The sequence below is a fragment of the Streptomyces sp. NPDC002896 genome (assembly GCF_040295225.1).
In the GTDB taxonomy this organism is placed as follows: Bacteria; Actinomycetota; Actinomycetes; order Streptomycetales; family Streptomycetaceae; genus Streptomyces.
In genome coordinates, this window is the sequence record NZ_JBEOVA010000026.1 from 1 (window position 1) to 18,797 (window position 18,797).

Below are 18,797 nucleotides of genomic sequence, written 5' to 3' on the forward strand. Positions count from 1 at the left end.
TGGCGCCGTGTGGCGTCCGGTAGCCGGCCCTTGCCGTTCAGCGCATCGGAGACGGTCGTGATGGAGACACCGGCGGCGGCGGCGACATCCCTGATCCCCGCCCGGCCCTGCCGCTTGTTCCGGCGGCATGTTTCCGCTCGGCTCACCTGGCACTCCTTGCTGATGTCATGACGAGCCGATATTCAGGATTGATCCAGTAGCGTTGCGGAATCGCCTTCATCCGCTGGCAGCCACGTTTCTGCATGGTGCCCTAGAGTAATTGCCTTAAAACTGAACGGAGTCGGCTGTCGCTGAGGCCGTATGTCACTTATCGGCGCGCGCCTGTCGGGCGGACTCCTGAGGTCACCGGCCCCGCAGGCTCCGGACAGCGCGCTCGATCTCGGCGATACGGACGGCGAGCAGGGCCGCATCGGTATCCGCGCAGCCACGTAGCAGGGCTCCGGTTCTGGTGAGCAGCTCAGCGACCTCCCCGAGGCGGTCTTCGGACGGTGCCGAATCGGTCCACAGGCGCCGCAACTCCGCTGCCTGGTCGGCGAGCTGGCGGTTCTTGCGGTGCAGCTCCAGGAAGACGCCGACCTTCGTGCGCAGCACCCAGGGGTCGATGGGCTTGGTCAGGAAGTCGGCGGCGCCGATCGCGTATCCCCGGTAGGCGAAGTCGGAGTCGGCGTCGGTTCCCGTCAGCAGGATGATGGGGACGTCCTTGGTCTGGTCGAGGCGCTTGATGTTGGCTGCGGTCTCGAAGCCGTCCATGCCCGGCATCAGGACATCGAGCAGGACGACGGCGAAGTCCTGCCGCAGCATCGCCTTGAGCGCCTCTTCGCCGGAGCGGGCACAGGTGATCTGCTGGTCGAGCGGGCTGAGGACGGCCTCCAGCGCGATCAGGCTCTCCTCCATGTCGTCGACGATCAAGATGCCGCCTTTGTCGGATGCGCTGGAGCTCATGCCGTCTCCTACCCTGACTGCCCTGACGAGCCTGTGTCCTCATCGCTCCCAGCGGTGTCAGCGCCCTCGCCTTCGCTCTGCGTGTCTCCCGCGGTGGTGTCCGCCTGTCCGGGCAGATCGAGCAGGTCGCAGATGGAGGACAGCAGATTGTCGACGTCCACGGGCTTGGGTACGTAGTCGTCGGCACCGCTGTCGAGCGCCTTCTCGCGGTCGCCCGGCATGGCCTTGGCGGTCAGCGCGATGATGGGCAGGGTGGCGAGGCGTGGTGTGTTCCTGATGGCCCGGATGGTCTCGTAGCCGTCCATCTCCGGCATCATCACGTCCATCAGGACCAGCGACACGTCGGGATTGCGGTGGAGGGCGTCCAGACCTTCTCGGCCGTTCTCCGCGTACTTGACAGTCATGCCGACCCGGCCCAGTACATGGGTGAGCGCGAAGACGTTGCGTATGTCGTCGTCGACGATGAGGATGCGGCGCCCGGCCAGCACGCGGCGGGCCCGTCCCGACTGCCACTCGTCCAGCCGCGAGAGCTCCGGCCAGCCGTCGTCGCGGCCCTCGAAGCTGTCCCAGCGCGCAGCCCTGATCAGATCGTCCCCGTCGCCGAACACGCTGCTCGGCGCGTCGTCGGTGGTCTCGGGCAACGGCCCGTCCGGGATGGGGAGTGCGGCCGGCACGACGGCTTCGGCGGACTCGGGGTCGGATGAGTCGGGCGTGGGGACGACACCCTGGTAGCGCGAGGGGAGGTAGAAGGTGAAGCAGGAGCCGACACCGACTTCGCTCTCGGCGACGATCCGGCCGCCGAGCATTCCGGCGATCTCCCGGCTGATGGACAGGCCCAGCCCGGTGCCGCCGTACTTGCGGCTGGTGGTGCCGTCGGACTGCTGGAACGCCTCGAAGATGACGGACAGTTTCTCGGGCGGGATGCCGATGCCGGTGTCCGTCACGGAGAAGGCGATCACCGCGTCCGCCTCGCGCAGCGTCTCCTCGGCGAACTCTGCTCCGGACGCCTGCTCGACCCGCAGCTTCACACCGCCCGACGAGGTGAACTTGAGCGCGTTGGAAAGCAGATTGCGCAGGATCTGCTGGACGCGCTGCTCGTCGGAGAACAGCTCTCGTGGCGCGTCCTCGTCGACGGCTATCTCGAAGGACAGACCGCGGTCCAGGGCGAGCGGCCGGAAGGTCGCGTGGACGTAGTCCAGCAGCTTCATCATCGGCAGCGTCCGCGGCCGGACGTCCATCCGGCCCGCCTCGATCTTCGACAGGTCCAGGATGTCGTTGATCAGCTGGAGCAGGTCGGAGCCGGAGCGGTGGATGGTGGTGGCGAAGTGCACCTCCTGGGCGGACAGCCGGCCGTCCGGATTGTCGGCGAGCAGCCGGGCCAGGATGAGCAGCGAATTGAGCGGCGTGCGCAGCTCGTGCGACATGTTGGCCAGGAATTCCGACTTGTACTGCGACGCGGTCGCGAGCAGGGCGGCCTTGTCCTCCAGCTCCGCGTTGGAGCGCTGGAGTTCGTTCGAGCGCTTGCGCAGCTCGGTGGTGAGCCGCTGGGATTCGGACAGCAACGACTCGGTACGGGCGTTCGCGATGATGGTGTTGATCGAGACACCGATGGTGTTGACGAACTGGTCGACGAAGGCCAGGTGAACCTCGTTGAACCCGCTGAAGGAGGCCAGTTCGATCACTCCGAGTACCTGGTCCTCGTAGAGGATCGGCAGGATGACGACGCTTGCCGGAGCAGCGGCGCCCAGCCCGGAGTTGATGGTGATGTAGTCCCGCGGGACGTTGTTGATGAGGATGCGTTTCTTCTCCAGGGCCGCCTGCGCTACCAGGCCGCTGCCGCACGTCCCCGACCCCGGCAGCGGCTGGGTGCCCGCCTGGTCGGCGCCGTATCCCGCGATGAGCTTGAGGCCCTCGCCCGCCCGGGCGCCGGGAGCGGCCAGGAAGAAGGCACCGAACTGGGCGTTGACCAGCGGAGTGAGCTCGCGCAGGATCAGATCGGCGACCTCGACCAGGTCACGGTGTCCCTGCATGAGGGAGGCGATGCGCGCCAGGTTGGACTCCAGCCAGTCCTTTGCGCGCGTGGTCTCCCGCAGGTTGGCCACCATGAGGTTGACGTTGTTCTTCAGCTCGGCGACCTCGCCCTGCGCCTCGACCGAGACCGAACCGGTCAGGTCACCCTGGGTGACGGCGGACGCCACCTCGGCGATGGCCCGCACCTGGGTGGTCAGGTTCAGGGCGAGTTCGTTGACGCTGGTGGTCAGCCGCTTCCACGTGCCGTACACGCCCTCCACCCGGGCCTGACCGCCGAGCTGTCCCTCGCTGCCGACCTCGCGGGCGACGCGGGTCACCTCGGCGGAGAACGAGGACAGCGTGTCGACCATCGTGTTGATGGTGGTCTTCAGCTCCAGGATCTCGCCGCGGGCGTCCACGTCGATCTTCTTGGACAGGTCGCCCTGGGCGACGGCGGTGGCGACCTGGGCGATGTTGCGCACCTGGGAGGTCAGGTTGTCCGCCATGAAGTTGACGTTCTCCGTCAGGTCCTTCCACACGCCCGAGACGCCCGGCACCTGAGCCCGGCCGCCCAGCTGTCCCTCGGTACCGACCTCGCGCGCCACCCGCGTGACCTCGTCGGCGAACGCCCGCAGCTGCTCGACCATGGTGTTGACGGTGTCCTTCAGCTGCAGGATCTCGCCGCGGGCGTCCACCGTGATCTTCTTCGACAGATCGCCGTTGGCCACCGCGGTGGTGACCTGGGCGATGTTGCGGACCTGCGAAGTCAGGTTCAGGGCCATGAAGTTGACGTTCTCCGTCAGGTCCTTCCAGACCCCCGACACGCCGCGGACCTGCGCCTGGCCGCCCAGGTTCCCCTCCGTGCCGACCTCACGGGCGACCCGGGTCACCTCGTCGGCGAACGCCGACAGCCGGTCCACCATCGTGTTGATCGTCGACTTCAGCTCCAGGATCTCGCCCTTGGCCTCCACGTCGATCTTCTTGGACAGGTCGCCCTGGGCGACGGCGGTGGCCACCTGGGCGATGTTGCGCACCTGGGAGGTCAGGTTGTCCGCCATGAAGTTGACGTTGTCCGTCAGGTCCTTCCACACCCCGGACACCCCGCGGACGTGCGCCCGGCCGCCCAGCTCGCCTTCGGTGCCGACCTCGCGGGCCACTCGCGTGACCTCGTCGGCGAACGCGGACAGCTGGTCGACCATGGTGTTGACGGTGCTCTTCAGCTGCAGGATCTCGCCGCGGGCGTCCACCGTGATCTTCTGCGAGAGGTCGCCGTTGGCCACTGCCGTGGTCACCTGGGCGATGTTGCGCACCTGGGAGGTCAGATTGGACGCCATGAAGTTGACGTTGTCCGTCAGGTCCTTCCACACCCCGGACACCCCGCGGACCTGGGCCCGGCCGCCCAGCTCGCCTTCGGTGCCGACCTCGCGGGCCACTCGCGTGACCTCGTCGGCGAACGCGCGCAGCTGGTCGACCATGGTGTTCACGGTCAGCTTCAGCTCCAGCAGCTCGCCCGTGGCCTCGACCGTCACCTGCTGGGTGAGGTCCCCGCGGGCGACCGCGGTGGTCACCACGGCGATGTCCCGCACCTGAGCCGTCAGCCGTGACGCCATGGTGTTGACGGCCTCGGTCACATCGCGCCAGTCGCCGGACAGCCCTTGCACCTTCGCCCGGCCGCCGAGGCGGCCCTCGGTGCCGACCTCGCGGGCGACCCTGGTCAGCTCTCCGGTGAACAGCGACAGCTGGTCCACGGTGCGGTTCACACCGCTCCCCAGCCGGCGCAGATCACCGCGCAGCTCACGGCTGCCGTCATGCAGGTCGACGCGCTGCGTCAGATCCCCCGCCGCTATCGCCTCCAGCACCCGTGTGGCGTTGGAGATCGGGCCCGCCAACGCGTCCACCAGCTGGTTCGCCGCGTCCACACTCGTGGTCCACGCCCCTTGGCCAGGGCTCGCCGCGAGCCGCTCGTCCAGCCTGCCGTGCCGTAGCACCTCGCGGCGTACCCGCTGCAATTCCGTGGTCAGATGCGCGTTCCGTGTCACGAGCTGATTGAAGACCCCGGCCATTTCACCGACGAGACCTTCGCTCGCGGTGTCCGCACGTACGGTGAAATCGCCGTCGCACAGCGCATGCATCGCCGCGAGCAAGGAGCGCAGGCCGACCGCGCTCACCTTTTCCTCGCCCGCCGGGAAATCGGGCCGGGGGCCGTATTCGGGGGATCGCCGGACCTCGGAGGAGTCGAGTGTCTTTTCTCTCTGCTCGACGAGGGCGGGTTCAGTTTGAGTGGGATCAAACGTCATTGCATCGTCTCTTACGTGATCATTTACGCACTCAGGCTTGTCATAATATTGCACCGAAAAGACCGATATACCTAAAGCGTAAGGATTTATTCGTGGGAGCGCCGTCGCCGATCTCGGATGAGTCGGAAGAGTCCGCCTCGCGCATCACGCTGCCCGGAAGCGTGCACTCTCCCGCCGCGGCACGCGATTTCATCCGCACAGCGCTTTCCACACCGGGCGCGACGGCGGTTCTCGGACCCCGTACGGCAGGTGACCGGCTGGTCGAGGACGCCATGCTCCTGGTGAGCGAGCTGGTCACCAACGCCGTCCTGCATGCCGGCACGCCCGTTGAGGTCACGTGCCGCACGGTGGCCGACGATCCAGGCGTCGTCATCGAGGTGGCGGACCTCCATCCGGCCAGCGCGGTGTACACCGTCCCGGACATGCCGCGTCGCGGTCGCGGGCTCCAGTTGATCGGCGTGCTCGCCGAATCGTGGGGCGTGACGTACCAGCGCACCCGCAAGATCGTCTGGCTCCGGCTGAACGCTGCCGCATACCGGCCCGAGGAAGAACCCGTCCCCACCAGCACGCTGGGCGGCGAGCTGCGCTTCGCCGAGGTCCTCGCCCCGGCCCCGCCGCGGGACCGCCGCCACCGGACTGCCGAGTGGGTCGACCGGGGCGGTGCCTCGTTCCTCGCGGAAGTCAGCGAACTCCTCGCCGGACAGCTCGACGAGCACATGGTCGCCGCCCTCGCGGGCCAGCTGCTGGTGCCCCGGCTCGCCGACTGGTGCGCTGTGTGGCTGAGAACCGAGAGCGGCAGGCTGCGGCTGTCCCGCGTCTGGCACACCGACGAACGCCGGATCGACGCACTGCGCGCCGCACTGGAGAGCCGCCCCCTGCCATCGGAGTTCGGCCGCGCCGGCACCCCCTGGCCCTGGCCTGGCCTCCGGGATATCCAAACAGCCGCCGGCCCCGCGCTGGCCTTCCCGCTCATCGCCCATGGCCGCGATCATGGGGTGCTGCTGCTCGGGCGTACGGATGTGGCGCAACTGACCGACGGCGTGGTGCGGCTCCTGGAGGACGTGGCGCGGCGAGTGGCCCAGGCCATGGCCACAGCGCGGCAGTACACCCGGCAGGCGGCCATCAGCCTGGCGCTCCAGCGCCGGCAGTTGCCGCCGTCCCTGGCCCGGATACCCGGCGTCGACACCGCGATCGTCTACGAGCCGCACGGCGAGGGCCTGACTGTCGGCGGTGACTTCTACGATCTGTTCCCGATGCGCGAGAGAGGCTGGTGTTTCCTGCTCGGCGATGTGTGCGGCAGTGACCCGGAGGCGATGTCGATCACCGGTCTGGCCCGCCATCTGGTCAGGTTGCTGGCCCGCGAGGGCCATGGTGTGGAGTCGGTGCTCACCCGGCTCAACGAGGCGCTGGTGGAGGAGGACGTCGAGGCGGCGGAGGTCGATGGCGAGCAGGCCATGCCGCGCTTCCTGAGCCTGCTGTACGGAGAGTTGGAGCCCGAATCGGCCACGGGCGGCGCGCGCTGCAGGGTGGCCAGCGCAGGGCACCCGCCACCGCTTCGGCTGACCACCGACGGTTCCGTGGTTCCTGCGGCTTCCCCTCAGATCCTGCTCGGCATAGACCAGGACTACGAGTTCCACGCGGACACCTTTGTCCTCGCGCCCGGTGAGACGCTGCTGTGCGTCACCGATGGCGTGACCGAACGACGCTGTGGCAAGCGGCAGTTGGACGACGACGACGGCCTGGCCGACATCCTGCATGGCTGTATCGGCCTCGGCGCCCAGGCCGTCGCCGAACGGGTCAGGCGAGCGACTCACGACTTCAGCGCCGAGCCGATCGAGGACGACGTCGCCATCCTCGTGCTCGAGGCGGCACCGACCGTCGGGACGGACCCATCGGACGCTCGTCGCGCGTCCACCGTGCCCTGATGGGGGCGATGTGACGGGCTGCTGTCGATCTGGTCCCCACTCCTCTGCATCCGGACCCACCAGCACGCTGCGGGCAGACAGGCCGGCCGTCCGGTGCCGGTGCAGGCGCGCGCTGGCGTCGCAGCCACTCGCGCGGTGCACTGGTAGGGGAGGTCTGTGACATGCAGACGCGTCTACGGGGTGCTGTCGGCGTCGTGGCTGCCGTGTCGTTGGCCGTCGGCCTCGGCGCCTGTGGGACGTCCGGCGAGTCCAGCGGCAACCCCTCCGGCAAGCACCTGAAGATAGGGCTCCTGCTCCCGGGCTACGGGGGAGCCACCCGCTGGGCGCAGTTCGACAAGCCTCTGGTCGAGAAGAAGATCAAAGACCTGTGCGGCGACTGCACGGTGGAATACCGCGACGCCGGGCTGAGCGCGGCCACCCAGCAGCAGCAAGCCGAGGTGATGATCATCAAGGGAGTCGACGTCCTGATCCTCGCTTCCGTCAACTCCGAGTCGATCCGCTCCACGATCAGCAAGGCGTACGAGGCGCACATCCCGGTCGTCGCCTACGACCACCTCGCGGAGGGGCCGATCTCGGCATACGTCGGCTTCGACGCCCGCCGCATCGGCGAGCTCCAGGGCGAGGCACTTCTCAAGGCCCTCGGCGACGAGGCTCAGGGCAGCCAGATCGTCATGATGAACGGCGACCCCATCAACCCCGACGCGAAAGAGTTCAAGGCCGGTGCGCTCTCCGTCCTCGAGGGCAAGGTGAAGATCGGCAAGATCTACGACACGCCCGGGTGGAGCATGGACGCCGCCCACAACAACATGGTCGGCGCCATCGCCGACCTGGGCGCGGACAGGATCGGCGGTGTCTACGCCGCCAACGACTGGCTCGCCTCCGGCGTCATCTCGGCCCTCAAGGCCGCTCGCATCAAGCCGATGCCGCCGGTCGTAGGGCAGGACGCTCTTCTCTCGGCCGTGCAGCGCATCGTCACCGGTGATCAGTACATGACCGTCTACAAATCCTACAAGCTTCAGGCCGACGCTGCGGCAGAGATGGCCGTCGCCCTGGGCCGCGGCGAAGGACTGGGCCACATCACGAACGACACGGTCAGGAGCCCGACCACCCGTGACATCCCTGCCGTCGTGCTCGCTCCGGTTTCCGTGACCCGGGACAACATCAAGGACACCATCGTCAAGGACGGTCTGTACACGATCGATCAGATCTGCACTCCGGAGGTCAAGCCGGCTTGCGATGACGCCGGACTGACCTCGTAAGCCCATCCGCGCACGCTCCGCAGCCAGAAATTTTGCATGCCATGAAATCTTGCATAGCATGCACAATCATGAGTGGAGGGGACCCGCGTCCGGGGCTGCGCGAACGCAAGAAGCGGGCAACGCGTAGTGCGCTCGCGGACTCTGCATTGCGCATGGCCGCGGAACGCGGACTGGAGAACGTGACCGCGGAAGCCGTGGCCGCCTCGGTCGACGTCTCTGTGCGGACGTTCTTCAACTACTTCCCGCGCCTCGAGGACGCGATCATCCGGCCTGACCCGGAGAGCACCGAGAGGGTTCGCCAAGCGGTACTCGACGCACCCGAGGAGGCCACCGCCCTCGACGCGGTGCGGGAGGCCATCAGCCAGGAGCTCGCGGACATCGAGGAGGACCACGAGCGCTGGGAACTGCAGTGCACGGTGCTGCAGAACACGCCTTCGCTGATGCCCCGCCTCCTCGCCGCACGGGGCGCCGATGAACGCGCTCTGATCACCGCAGTAGCCGAGCGCCTCCAGCAGAACGCCGACTCCGACCTCTATCCCAGGCTCCTGGTGCACGTGGCGATCGCCGCTGTCCGCGCCGCCGTCGAGCACTGGGCCTCCACCGGCCGGACGCGCACCTTCCAGAGCGTCTACCACGAGGCATTCACCTCACTGGCCGCCGGACTGAACGCCTGAAGCACCCGCAGGCTTCATCACAATAATCATCAGAGAATGAGGAACGACAGCCGATGACCGCTGCCGTCACGCCTGAAACCCAGGCGCCCACAACATCCATGACGCAACGTCACATACTCCAGGCCATGTCCGGCCTGATGGCCGGCATGTTCGTCGCCATCCTGGCCTCGACCGTGGTCGCCAACGCGCTGCCCCGGATCATCGCCGATCTGCACGGCAGCCAGTCGTCGTACACCTGGGTCGTCACCGCAGAACTCCTGGCGATGACCGCGACCGTCCCGATCTGGGGCAAACTGTCCGACCTCTACGACCAGAAGCTGCTGATCCAGCTGTCGCTGTCGATGTTCGTCGTCGGCTCGCTCGTCGCCGGGTTCTCCAACAGTGTCGGCATCCTGATCGTGAGCCGCGTCGTCCAGGGCATCGGCGCAGGCGGACTGACCGCACTCGCCCAGGTGGTGATGGCTGCGATCATCCCGCCGCGTGAACTCGGCCGCTACTCCGGCATCTTCGGCGCGGTCTTCGCCGTCGGTACGGTCGCGGGCCCGCTCATCGGCGGCGTACTCGTCGACACGTCCTGGCTCGGCTGGCGCTGGTGCTTCTTCATCGGCGTGCCCTTCGCCCTGCTCGCGATCGTGCTTCTCCAGCTCACGCTGAAGCTGCCGACGGTCCGCAGGCAAGTCAAGATCGACTATCTCGGCGCTGTCCTCATCATGGCCGGGGTGAGCGCCCTGCTGCTGTGGATCACCCTCGCCGGCAACGAGTTCGACTGGGCCTCCTGGCAGACCGCGGCCCTCGTGTCAGCCGGTGTGGCGCTGCTGGCAATTGCGGTCCTGGTCGAGTCCAAGGTCCAGGAACCGATGATCCCGCTGGACATCTTCCGCAACCGGACGGTGACCCTGGCCACCGTGGCGAGCATGCTTGTCGGTGTGGCCATGTTCGGCGGCACGGTCTTCCTGTCCCAGTACTTCCAGATCTCCCTCGGCAAGTCCCCGACGGTCGCGGGCCTGATGAGCCTGCCGATGATCATCGGCCTGATGCTCTCCACCACCATCGCCGGACAGATCATCACCGCCAAGGGCAAGTGGAAGGCCTTCCTCATCGCGGGCGGTGTCGTCATGACGGCAGGCATGGGCCTGCTGTCCACGATCAGCGCCGACTCGTCCTTCCTGCTGCTCAGCATCTATATGGCAGTCCTCGGGATCGGCGTCGGCATGCTGATGCAAAATCTCGTACTCGCGGCCCAGAACGATGTTCCGGCCTCCGAGTTGGGTGCAGCGACCTCTGTCCTCTCCTTCTTCCGCAGCCTCGGCGGCGCGATCGGCACGAGCGCTCTGGGCGCCGTGCTCGGCCACCGGGTCACGAGTGAGATGGAGAAGGGCTTCGGCGGCGCGGCGGGCGGCGGTGCTGCCGCCGGTGACGGTGCAGTTCCCGACCTCTCGACCCTCCCCGAACCGGCCCGCCAGGTGGTTGAGAACGCCTACGGCGTGGCCACCGCCGATGTGTTCCTGGTCGGACTGCCGTTCGCCTTCCTCGCGTTCATCGCCGTGCTCTTCATCAAGGAGAAGCCGCTCAAGACCCAGAGCGGTCTGGAGCGCCTCGCCGAGGAGAACAAGCCGCCGACTGCCCCGGTCCACTGAGCGGTCCGGACTGAGCGGTCCGGAAATACGGGCAAGTAAGCAAGGTTGAGGGGCCGCCGTACCAGGAGCGGATCGGCGGATGCGCAAGATGCAGCGCATGCACGAAGATCCGACTCCGGCGGCGGCCCAGCTCTTTCTCTCCCGGGGAAATGCCGGGCTGCGCCTTGGGTGACCTGCGTCGGACAGAGCGGGAGTCAGCCGGACGCGCCGACCGGACCGCTCATCACAGCACCTCGTTTCCGTACATCTCGCCGAGCGGATCGGCGATGAGTTCGATGCGGGCGCCATCGGGGTCCCGGAAGTACACCGACACCTCGCTGTGCACCGCATGGTCGACGCCGGCCTGAGCGAGGTTGCCGACCAGGTGGCGCCAGCGGTCGGGCTCCACTGAGATCGCCACGTGGTGCAGGCCCCCCAGCACCTCGGCGTACGGGCCCACGTCGAGTCCGGGAAAGTCGAAGAAGGCGAGCAGGTTGCCGTTGCCGATGTCGAAGAAGAAATGCGAGGAGCCGGGGTAGTCGCGGTTCTCGATCAGCTCCGTCAGCGGAAACTCCAGCACGTCCTGGTAGAAGCGGATCGTCCGCTCAACGTCGCTGCTGATCAGCGCGGTGTGGTGCAGGCCCCGGGCGGACGAGGCGGGTCGGCGACCGCTCGGCTGCAGGTACTGGTCTCGGATGCGCTGCCGCTCCGCCTCAAGGGCCGACCGGTCCGGCTCTGCATCCCTGTGTGTCTTGGTCATCGTTCTCCTCGGTGGAGGTGAGGTGTGCTGGCTGCTACCGGAGTGGGGGTCCGGTTCGGGCCGCGACGGTGGCGGGTGTTTCCCTACCAGGATCTCGGCCGGTGCCGTGACAGTCACCTTCTGGTCATCGGTGGCGGTGAACCGGACCGCGTCTCCGATGCCTCCGGGCCGAGTGAACCCTGGCCGGGGTGGACTTGCTTCTGCATCGTCTGGGTTGGAGCGTGCAGGTCCCTTCCCGGTGGGCCCGCAATGGGGGCGTGGGGAAAGGGCCGACGAGATCACCATGCACGAATGACGAGATCACCATGCACGAATACCGAACGGCGGCCGGCACCGCAACCATCCTGGAGGTCCACCCACCAGAGATCGCCACACCGCACAGCTGACCGCCCGCTGGTCCTGGTGCCTGGCCGGCAGTCCGGGGAAGTCGCGGGCGGCAGCGACCTGATCCCAGGGCTCTGCCTCAGGGGCACGTCCTCCCGGGCGGGGTGGGTGAGGAGCTGCTCCAGCCAGCTCCAGCCGAACTGCGCCACCAGCTGATCGAACCAGCACAGCACGGCGTCGTAATGCCAGCCGTCGTTCGGAATCGGGGTGCAAGCACCTTCGCGTCTCGGTCCAGGTTGGACGCCAGGTCCCGATCCCGCATCTCAGGCGGGCGGGGTTCCGGGCCCTCCGCCGTACGGGAGCCGATGCGGGACGGCGTCGGGTCCTGGCGGTACCGCTCCGTGAGGGGCTCGAGCAGGCCGGCTCGGACTGACGGTCGGTGCCGCGGCCCTGGGCCTGGCCGGTGTCCAGGGCGCGGGCGCCGCGACCGGTGGTCGCGCCGTGGCATGCCGGCCCGGCCGGATGTCAGCTGCCGTCCGCCACCCCCAGCTCGGCGAGCAGATCCGCGCGCAGCTCCGCGAAGGCGGGGTCCGTACGCAGCCGGGCGCCCTCGAGCCGCACCTCGCGGGCCAGTCCGATGTGGCCGTCCGTCAGGACCAGCACGCGGTCGGCGAGGAGGATCGCCTCGTCGACGTCATGGGTGACCAGGAGGACGGCAGGCCGGTGTTTCGCGCACAACTCGCGCAGAAGCGCGTGCATACGGATACGGGTCAGCGCGTCCAGGGCCCCGAAGGGCTCATCGAGGAGGAGGAGTTCGGGCTCGCGGACGAGGGCGCGGGCGAGCGCGGCACGCTGGGCTTCGCCTCCGGAGAGGGTGGCGGGCCAGGCGCGTTCATGCGCGGCGAGGCCGACCTCGGCGAGTGCGGCGCGGCCGCGCTCGCGGGCGCCCTGCCGGGGGAGCCCGATCACGACGTTGTCGAGTACCCGCTTCCAGGGCTGGAGGCGTGGGTCCTGGAAGGCGACGGAGCGGCGCCGCGGCACCAGCAGCTGCCCGCCGATCTCCGGGTCGAGCCCCGCCATGGCGCGCAGCAGCGTGGACTTGCCGGAGCCGCTGCGGCCGAGCAGGGCGACGAACTCGCCCTCCCGGATGGTGAGATCGACTCCGGCCAGGACCTCGCGGCCGTCGAAGGCACGGCGTACCCCTTGGGCGACGGTCATCACTGACCTCCTTCGAAGCCGCGCCGCCAGGACAGCAGACGTCGCTCCAGCAGCCGTACGATGCCGTCGGCGGCCAGCCCGAGCGCCCCGTAGATCAGCAGGCCGAGCACGATGATGTCGGTGCGGTACCAGCTCTGGGCCTGGTTCATCAGATAGCCGATGCCGTCGGTGGCGTTGAGCTGCTCGGCGATGATCATCACCAGCCATGCGCCGGTGAGGGCGAAGCGCAGTCCCACGAGGAACCCGGGGACGGCGCCGGGCAGGATCACATGGCGTACGAGACCGAGCCGGCCGAGGCCGAAGACCCGGCCCGCCTCCACGAGGCGGCTCTCGACGCCGCGGATGGCCGCGTACGTGTTCACGTACACGGGGAACAGCGTCGCGAAGGAGACCAGCGCGATCTTCGGTGCCTCGCCCACCCCGAACCAGATGATGACCAGCGGCAGCAGGCCGAGTACGGGCAGCGCGCGCAGCACCTGCAGAGTGGAGTCGAGGAGTTCGTCGCCGAGCCGGAAGAGCCCGGCGACGACGGCCAGCACGACACCGGCCGAGACCCCGATCGCGAGCCCCGAGTAGACCCGGGTGAGCGATGCGAGCAGGTGGTTGCCGAGTTCGCCGGTTCGAGTCAGCTCCCAGCCCGCGGAGAGTACGGCGCTGGGCGGGGCCAGCACACGGTCGCTGAGGATGCCGAGGGTGCCGAGGAGTTGCCAGACGATGAGGACGGACACGGGCCCCGCCAGGCGGCGTACCGGGCGGGGGAGGGGGACCAGGGTGCGGCGCGGCTTGCTCAGCGCGGCCGCGTCGACCAGGCCCGACGGATGCGGCTGCGGCGCCGCGCCGCCCTCTGCGGAGGACGGCGCGGCGACCTCGGTCGTCAGCGCCTCAGGCACCGACGACCACCCGGTGGTCGGCGGTGAACGGCTTGCCCGAGACCAGCTCGGACTCCTGTCCGTCCGGGCCGACCGGCAGCTCACCGATCAGCGTGACGCGATGCAGCCGGCGCTCGACGTTCAGGTGCTCGATGTCGCGCGGGGCGAGGTGGGCGGTGGCCCGGTTGTCCCAGAAGGCGACACTGCCCGGCTCCCAGCGGAAGCGGACGGTGTACTCGGGGCGCGTGATCTCCTCGTAGAGCAGATTGAGGATGGCGCGGCTCTCGCTCGGGGTCACGTCCACGATGTGGCTGGTGAAGCCGGGATTGACGAAGAGCGCGCGCTCTCCGGTCTCGGGGTGGACGCGGACCACCGGGTGGACGGAAACCAGCAGGTTGTCGTTGATGCGGCGGGCGTAGGCGCTGTCGCCGGTGGGCTTGTCGGCGCCGCCGTAGCGGTGCTCGGCGCGCAGCGTGTCGACGAAGGCGCGCACGGGGGCGGACAGACCCTCGTAGGCGGCGACCAGGTTGGTCCACTGGGTGTCGCCGCCGAACTCGGGGACGGTCTCGGCGCGCAGGATCGATCCGGCGGGCGGGTTGACGGCCGCGGTGACATCGGTGTGCCAGCCGGAGAAGTAGCTGTAGCGGCGCTTCTTCGCTGCCTCGCGGAACCCCTGGCCGTAGCGCTCCTCGTAGCGGCGCGGGTCGATGGTGAAGATCTCCGGGTGGTCCTCCGGCGGGGTGTCGTCGTGCGGGTGGGCATAGGTCAGCTCGCCGAACTGCCGGGCGAAGGCGATCTGCGAGGCGTGGTCGAGGTCCTGGCCGCGGAAGAAGACGACCTTCCAGCGGTGCAGCACCTCCTTGATGACGGCCAGGTCGCCGTCGGAGAGGGGCTTGGAGAGGTCGACGCCGGAGATGTCGGCGCCGGTGTGGCCGGAGGCGGGGCGTGCGGTCGCGGTGGAGGTCGTCGGGTTCGACGAGATGGTCGAGGTCATGGTGGTCAGCCCTTCTGTGCAGCGGCGAGAGCCGCGTTGAAGTCCTTGGTGACGGACGGGTCGAACTGCTGGGAGAGGTCGACCTTCTGCGGTATCTGGCCGTTCTCCGTGAAGAGGTCGGCCTGCTCTTGCTGGGACCGGACGACGGCGTCGTCGATGGGGACATAGCTGGTCTCGCCCGTGGCCTGGAAGACCTGCTTGCCCAGGGCGGCCGTCTGCTTGCGGATCTTGACGTAGTAGGCGTCGACCCAGGCATCCGGATGGGCGCGGATCCACGCGTTGGCCTTCACCAGACGTGCGGTGAAGTCCAGCAGCGCCTTGCGCTTGGCCGGGTCGGCCAGCGCCTTCTCGGTGGCCAGCCGGAAGGCGTAACCGGGCGTTACGGAACGGCCGTTGATGACCTGGACGGCGTCGGGATGGTCCTGCAGGTACTTGGCGCGGGTCTCCTCGGAGGCCGTGGCGGCGTCGACCGTCCCGGACTCCAGGACGTTGCCGATGTTCTGCAGCGGAACGTCGACGACGGTGACGTCCTTCTGCTTCAGCCCCGCCTTGTCCAGGACCCGCAGCAGGAAGCCGTGATTCGCGGTGTTCTTGGAGATCGCGATCTTCTTGCCCTTGAGTTCCGCGATCGTCTTGATCCCGGTGCCCGCCCGCGCGACCAGCGTGTAGCCGGGGCCGACGGTCTTCGACACCGCGATGACCTTCACCGGAATCCCGCTCGCCTGCGCGAACACCGCCGGAGTGTCACCCATGACGCCGAAGTCGATCGCCCCGGCCTGGAGCCCCTGGTTGACCAGCGGCCCGCTGTCGAACTGGTTGAACTGCACCTTGTACGGCAGGTTCTTCAGCTGCCCCGACACCTTGAGAGTGGTCAGCAGACTCTGCCCCTGGTCGCCGATCCGCAGCGTCACCGTGCCCTGGCTGCCGGCGCCGTCCGACGACGTGGCCGCGCTGGAGTCCCCACCGCAGGCCGTGGCGACCGGCAGCAACAGCGCGAGCAGCAGCGGAGCGACCAGCGCTCTGATACGCCTTCGCATTACCGCCCCCCGTCACCGGGCAGGGCGAGGGCGGTGTTGTACGTGGTGTCGTCTCCGGTGACGGCCCTGCTGTGGGTGCCGTCCACCGACACCGGGACATCGCCGGCCAGCGTGATCCGCTGCACGCGGCGAGGGAGAGTGCCGTAGTCGGCGACCGCGTAGTGCTGCGTGGAGCGGTTGTCCCAGAAGGCGACGTCGCCGGGGGCCCAGCGCCACCGTACGGTGTTCTCCAGCTGGGTCACGTACGACTGGAACAGTCGCAGCAGCTCACGCGAGTCCTCCGCGGACCAGCCGACGAAGCGGCGCGCGAACCCGCCCAGCACCAGTACGCGTTCACCGCTCTCCGGGTGCACACGCACGACCGGGTGCTCGGTCTCGTACTCGACCGACGTGAAGACGGCACGGTGGCGCCGGGCCGCCTCGGTGTCGTCCGCCGGCTTGTAGGCCGCGTAGTCGTACTGGTTGGAGTGCACCACCCACAGCTGGTCGGCGAGCGCCCGCAGCTCCTCCGGCAGATTCGTGTACGCCGTGGCCGTGTTGGCCCACACGGTGTCGCCGCCGTAAGGCGGGATCGTCACCGCGCGCAGGATGGATCCCAGCGGCGGGCGCTGCACGAACGTGACATCCGTGTGCCAGTGGTTGGCCCGGGACGTCGTCTTGCCGTAGTCCAGGTCGAGAACGGCCGGCGCACCATCGAGGGCGGGGACGGTCGGGTGGGCGGTGGTCGGGGTGCCGAAGCGACGGGCGAAGCGCTCATGGCTCGCCTCGTCGAGGTCCTGGCCGCGGAAGAAGACGACCTTGTGCTCAAGCAGGGCGGCACGGATCGCCGCGACGGCGTCGTCCGACAGGTCGGAGGCGAGATCGACGCCGCCTATCTCGGCGCCGATGTTCCCGGCGACCTTGACGACGTCGAGGACGGTCTGGGTGGGTGCAGACATGGCAGGGCAGCTCCAATGCGCGCATACGCGGATGCGCTGACGGGTGAAGGTGTACGGAGGCGTACGGAGACAGCGGCCCTCTACTGGGCCGCAAACGCCGGAAAAGAAAACAGCAACCAGGAGACGGACAACGCGCGGGCGGCGCTCGACTCAGCGCGCGCGGCTGGCGGCGGGGCGACGACAGCCCAGACCGGCGAAATGGTGGGCGCGGAAGGCGTTGACCGCCTCCCGCCCGGCGGCGTCACGCGCCGCGGCCCTCCACGTCGTATCCATAGGGCGATTCTCTGGGCTGCCTGACGGGCCGACAATGATTTGCGACGCCGTGGAAGAAATGGAAGCCCGGGGTGCACCGGGCGGCGTCGGTCGGGCTTAGCGTGCTATGGCTTCGGCAAAGTCCGTGGGCGGCGGGCGGCTTGTGGCGACTGCGCTCCGGCATTGCGGCGACGGCACTCCCGCACTTCGGTGCGAGCGCGCGTCGGCACTGTGGCGTCGGCACGACGGCGACCCCGCCCCGGCGCTACGCGGAACGCGCCGTACGCAGCTCCATCGGACGCCGGTACACCGCGTCGAGCACGACCGATCCGGCCGCGACCGCCAGCACGTGCGGCCCGAAACTGCTGGGGACGACGGCCTGTTCGGGATCGACGCACAGATGCGAGTGCGCGGCAACCTCCTCGTACAGGTCCGGCAGAAGCTCGGGGAAGGTCAGCGCCGTGCGCTCGACGACGACCAGTACCTCCGGATTGAGGACGTCGAGCAGCAGCGCTGCCGCGCGACCGACGGTCCGCAGCCTCTCGCGCAGTACCCGCAGCGCTTCGTGGTCGCCTTGGCGGGCCCGGTCGATGAGCAGAGGGAAGTCCGGTGCGGGGATGGTCCCCGACTCGAAGGCGCGCTTCGCCACGGCACCTTCCGAGACCGCGGTCTGAAGGCAGCCGGTACGGCCGCACCCGCAGGCCTCACCGATGTCGCCCAGCGGCAGATGGGCCACATCGCCCGCCCCCGACCGGCGGCCGCGCAGCACGCTGCCACCCGCCGCGATCGCCGCGTCCACGACGTTGCCGACGAAGAGCTGCACCAGGTCCGAGCGCCCCGCCTCGGCGCCGAAGAGCAGCTCCGCGTGCGCCAGCGCCCGCGCGTGCCCGTCCACATGCACCGGCAGCCTGGTCGCGGTGCTCAGCACGCGCCGAACCGGCACATCCCGCCAGCCGAGCGGTACATGCTCGATCACCGTGCCCTGCTCGGCGTCGACCCAGCCACCGGTGACGACGCCGAGGCCGAGCACCGAACGCCCCGCCGCGTGCCGGCCGAGGAAGCCCGGCAGGCGCCTGCCGATCTCTTCCAGCACCTGCCGCGGCCCGCCCGGATGCGGCAACCGCTGCTGCGCCGTGACCCTGCCGCGCAGATCCACCACAGCGAAGGTCACGTGTTCCAGGGCGATGTGCACCCCGCAGGCGACGTGGTGGCCGGGGTCGATGTCCACCGGCACCTGCGGCCGCCCGGCACGCGGCGAGCCGACGCGTGGCGACAGTTCGCGCAGCAGCCCGAGCCCGATCAGCTCCGCCGTGTGCCGCGACACCGCGGCCGGACTGAGCCCGGTTCTGGCCACGAGTTCCGTGCGGGCCGTGGGCCCGTCGCGCAGCAGCGTGCGCAGCAGGGCGCCCGGGCCGCCGCCCTCGACGGACAGCGGTTCGGGCCCCGCAGGCAGTGCGACGAGCAGCGGCGGCCGGGCGTGATCGAAGACGGCGGTCATCGGCTCCCTCGCTCAACAGAAGGACGGCGGAGGGCCGCCGGGCGAGGCGGCTCAGCGGCGGCGGGAGCCCGTACAGCGCGGGAGCGGAAGCGGAGAGAGCATGCGCAGATGCTCGCAAGACGGCCCGCGGCGGTCAACGGCGTTCCGTTACGGGCGTACGGCAATCCTGCGAAGTCGGTCGACC

General features: G+C 68.9%; 14 protein-coding genes and 1 pseudogene. 5 read left to right on the plus strand and 10 right to left on the minus strand.

Translation table 11 applies throughout. The features are described from left to right. From ABT009_RS34795 to ABT009_RS34805, 3 genes are all read right to left on the minus strand, one after another. The coding region (locus tag ABT009_RS34795; protein WP_351304553.1) for a LacI family DNA-binding transcriptional regulator at positions 1–164 on the minus strand (164 nt) is incomplete at its 3' end. 178 nt (positions 165–342) lie between these two features. Then, positions 343–942 carry a response regulator gene (locus ABT009_RS34800; RefSeq protein WP_351304305.1) on the minus strand — a complete coding sequence of 200 codons (600 nt, stop codon included), beginning with the start codon at positions 940–942 and terminating at the stop codon, positions 343–345. An 8-nt stretch (positions 943–950) separates the two neighbouring features. Continuing rightward, the gene (locus ABT009_RS34805) at positions 951–5,084 is read right to left on the minus strand and encodes a HAMP domain-containing protein (RefSeq protein ID WP_351304556.1); all 4,134 of its coding nucleotides are present in this window, start codon (positions 5,082–5,084) and stop codon (positions 951–953) included. 257 nt (positions 5,085–5,341) lie between these two features. Here ABT009_RS34805 and ABT009_RS34810 point away from each other — a divergent pair, with 257 nt between their 5' ends. The 4 genes from ABT009_RS34810 (at position 5,342) to ABT009_RS34825 (ending at position 10,744) form a co-directional block, all read left to right on the plus strand. Then, the gene (locus tag ABT009_RS34810) at positions 5,342–7,174 is read left to right on the plus strand and encodes a SpoIIE family protein phosphatase (RefSeq protein WP_351304308.1); all 1,833 of its coding nucleotides are present in this window, start codon (positions 5,342–5,344) and stop codon (positions 7,172–7,174) included. Between the two features lie 161 nt (positions 7,175–7,335). Next, positions 7,336–8,433 carry a substrate-binding domain-containing protein gene (locus ABT009_RS34815; protein WP_351304310.1) on the plus strand — a complete coding sequence of 366 codons (1,098 nt, stop codon included), beginning with the start codon at positions 7,336–7,338 and terminating at the stop codon, positions 8,431–8,433. 68 nt (positions 8,434–8,501) lie between these two features. After that, positions 8,502–9,107, plus strand: coding sequence for an acyl-CoA-like ligand-binding transcription factor (locus tag ABT009_RS34820; RefSeq protein WP_351304313.1), 606 nt, complete (start codon positions 8,502–8,504; stop codon positions 9,105–9,107). 98 nt (positions 9,108–9,205) lie between these two features. After that, positions 9,206–10,744 (plus strand): MDR family MFS transporter, encoded by a 1,539-nt coding sequence (locus ABT009_RS34825; protein WP_502990021.1) that lies wholly within the window; start codon positions 9,206–9,208, stop codon positions 10,742–10,744. A gap of 223 nt (positions 10,745–10,967) precedes the next feature. Here ABT009_RS34825 and ABT009_RS34830 read toward each other — a convergent pair whose 3' ends face one another. After that, complete coding sequence (locus ABT009_RS34830) at positions 10,968–11,483, minus strand: VOC family protein (RefSeq protein ID WP_351304319.1); 516 nt, start codon at positions 11,481–11,483, stop codon at positions 10,968–10,970. 176 nt (positions 11,484–11,659) lie between these two features. On the opposite strand from ABT009_RS34830, the pseudogene ABT009_RS47530 reads away from it, so the two are divergent. Then, positions 11,660–11,728: pseudogene (locus ABT009_RS47530) on the plus strand (winged helix-turn-helix domain-containing protein); the annotation flags it as partial. Positions 11,729–12,332: 604 nt separating this feature from the next. Here ABT009_RS47530 and ABT009_RS34835 read toward each other — a convergent pair. From ABT009_RS34835 to ABT009_RS34860, 6 genes are all read right to left on the minus strand, one after another. Then, on the minus strand, positions 12,333–13,025 hold the full coding sequence (locus ABT009_RS34835; protein ID WP_351304322.1) for an ABC transporter ATP-binding protein: 693 nt from the start codon (positions 13,023–13,025) through the stop codon (positions 12,333–12,335). Next, positions 13,025–13,915 (minus strand): ABC transporter permease, encoded by an 891-nt coding sequence (locus ABT009_RS34840; RefSeq protein ID WP_351304324.1) that lies wholly within the window; start codon positions 13,913–13,915, stop codon positions 13,025–13,027. Before ABT009_RS34840 ends, ABT009_RS34835 begins: the two co-directional genes overlap by 1 nt. Next, positions 13,908–14,888, minus strand: a complete 981-nt coding sequence (locus ABT009_RS34845) for a TauD/TfdA dioxygenase family protein (RefSeq protein WP_351304327.1) — start codon at positions 14,886–14,888, stop codon at positions 13,908–13,910. The genes ABT009_RS34840 and ABT009_RS34845 overlap by 8 nt, the downstream gene beginning before the upstream one ends. Before the next feature lie 5 nt (positions 14,889–14,893). Further along, positions 14,894–15,925: an aliphatic sulfonate ABC transporter substrate-binding protein gene (locus ABT009_RS34850; RefSeq protein WP_351304329.1), complete on the minus strand. Its 1,032-nt coding sequence runs from the start codon at positions 15,923–15,925 to the stop codon at positions 14,894–14,896. Further along, on the minus strand, positions 15,925–16,863 hold the full coding sequence (locus ABT009_RS34855) for a TauD/TfdA dioxygenase family protein (protein ID WP_351304332.1): 939 nt from the start codon (positions 16,861–16,863) through the stop codon (positions 15,925–15,927). The genes ABT009_RS34850 and ABT009_RS34855 overlap by 1 nt, the downstream gene beginning before the upstream one ends. Positions 16,864–17,380: 517 nt before the next feature. Then, positions 17,381–18,613, minus strand: a complete 1,233-nt coding sequence (locus ABT009_RS34860) for an ROK family transcriptional regulator (protein WP_351304335.1) — start codon at positions 18,611–18,613, stop codon at positions 17,381–17,383. Between the last annotated feature and the right edge of the window lie 184 nt (positions 18,614–18,797).

Excerpts from the sequence above, each read along its gene's own strand:
- ABT009_RS34830 (WP_351304319.1), bottom strand. The coding sequence starts at position 11,483 with ATGACCAAGACACACAGGGATGCAGAGCCGGACCGGTCGGCCCTTGAG.
- ABT009_RS34825 (WP_502990021.1), top strand. The coding sequence starts at position 9,206 with ATGACGCAACGTCACATACTCCAGGCCATGTCCGGCCTGATGGCCGGC.
- ABT009_RS34845 (WP_351304327.1), bottom strand. The coding sequence starts at position 14,888 with ATGACCTCGACCATCTCGTCGAACCCGACGACCTCCACCGCGACCGCA.
- ABT009_RS34800 (WP_351304305.1), bottom strand. The coding sequence starts at position 942 with ATGAGCTCCAGCGCATCCGACAAAGGCGGCATCTTGATCGTCGACGAC.
- ABT009_RS34855 (WP_351304332.1), bottom strand. The coding sequence starts at position 16,863 with ATGTCTGCACCCACCCAGACCGTCCTCGACGTCGTCAAGGTCGCCGGG.
- ABT009_RS34815 (WP_351304310.1), top strand. The coding sequence starts at position 7,336 with ATGCAGACGCGTCTACGGGGTGCTGTCGGCGTCGTGGCTGCCGTGTCG.
- ABT009_RS34820 (WP_351304313.1), top strand. The coding sequence starts at position 8,502 with ATGAGTGGAGGGGACCCGCGTCCGGGGCTGCGCGAACGCAAGAAGCGG.
- ABT009_RS34835 (WP_351304322.1), bottom strand. The coding sequence starts at position 13,025 with ATGACCGTCGCCCAAGGGGTACGCCGTGCCTTCGACGGCCGCGAGGTC.
- ABT009_RS34860 (WP_351304335.1), bottom strand. The coding sequence starts at position 18,613 with ATGACCGCCGTCTTCGATCACGCCCGGCCGCCGCTGCTCGTCGCACTG.
- ABT009_RS34805 (WP_351304556.1), bottom strand. The coding sequence starts at position 5,084 with ATGCATGCGCTGTGCGACGGCGATTTCACCGTACGTGCGGACACCGCG.
- ABT009_RS34850 (WP_351304329.1), bottom strand. The coding sequence starts at position 15,925 with ATGCGAAGGCGTATCAGAGCGCTGGTCGCTCCGCTGCTGCTCGCGCTG.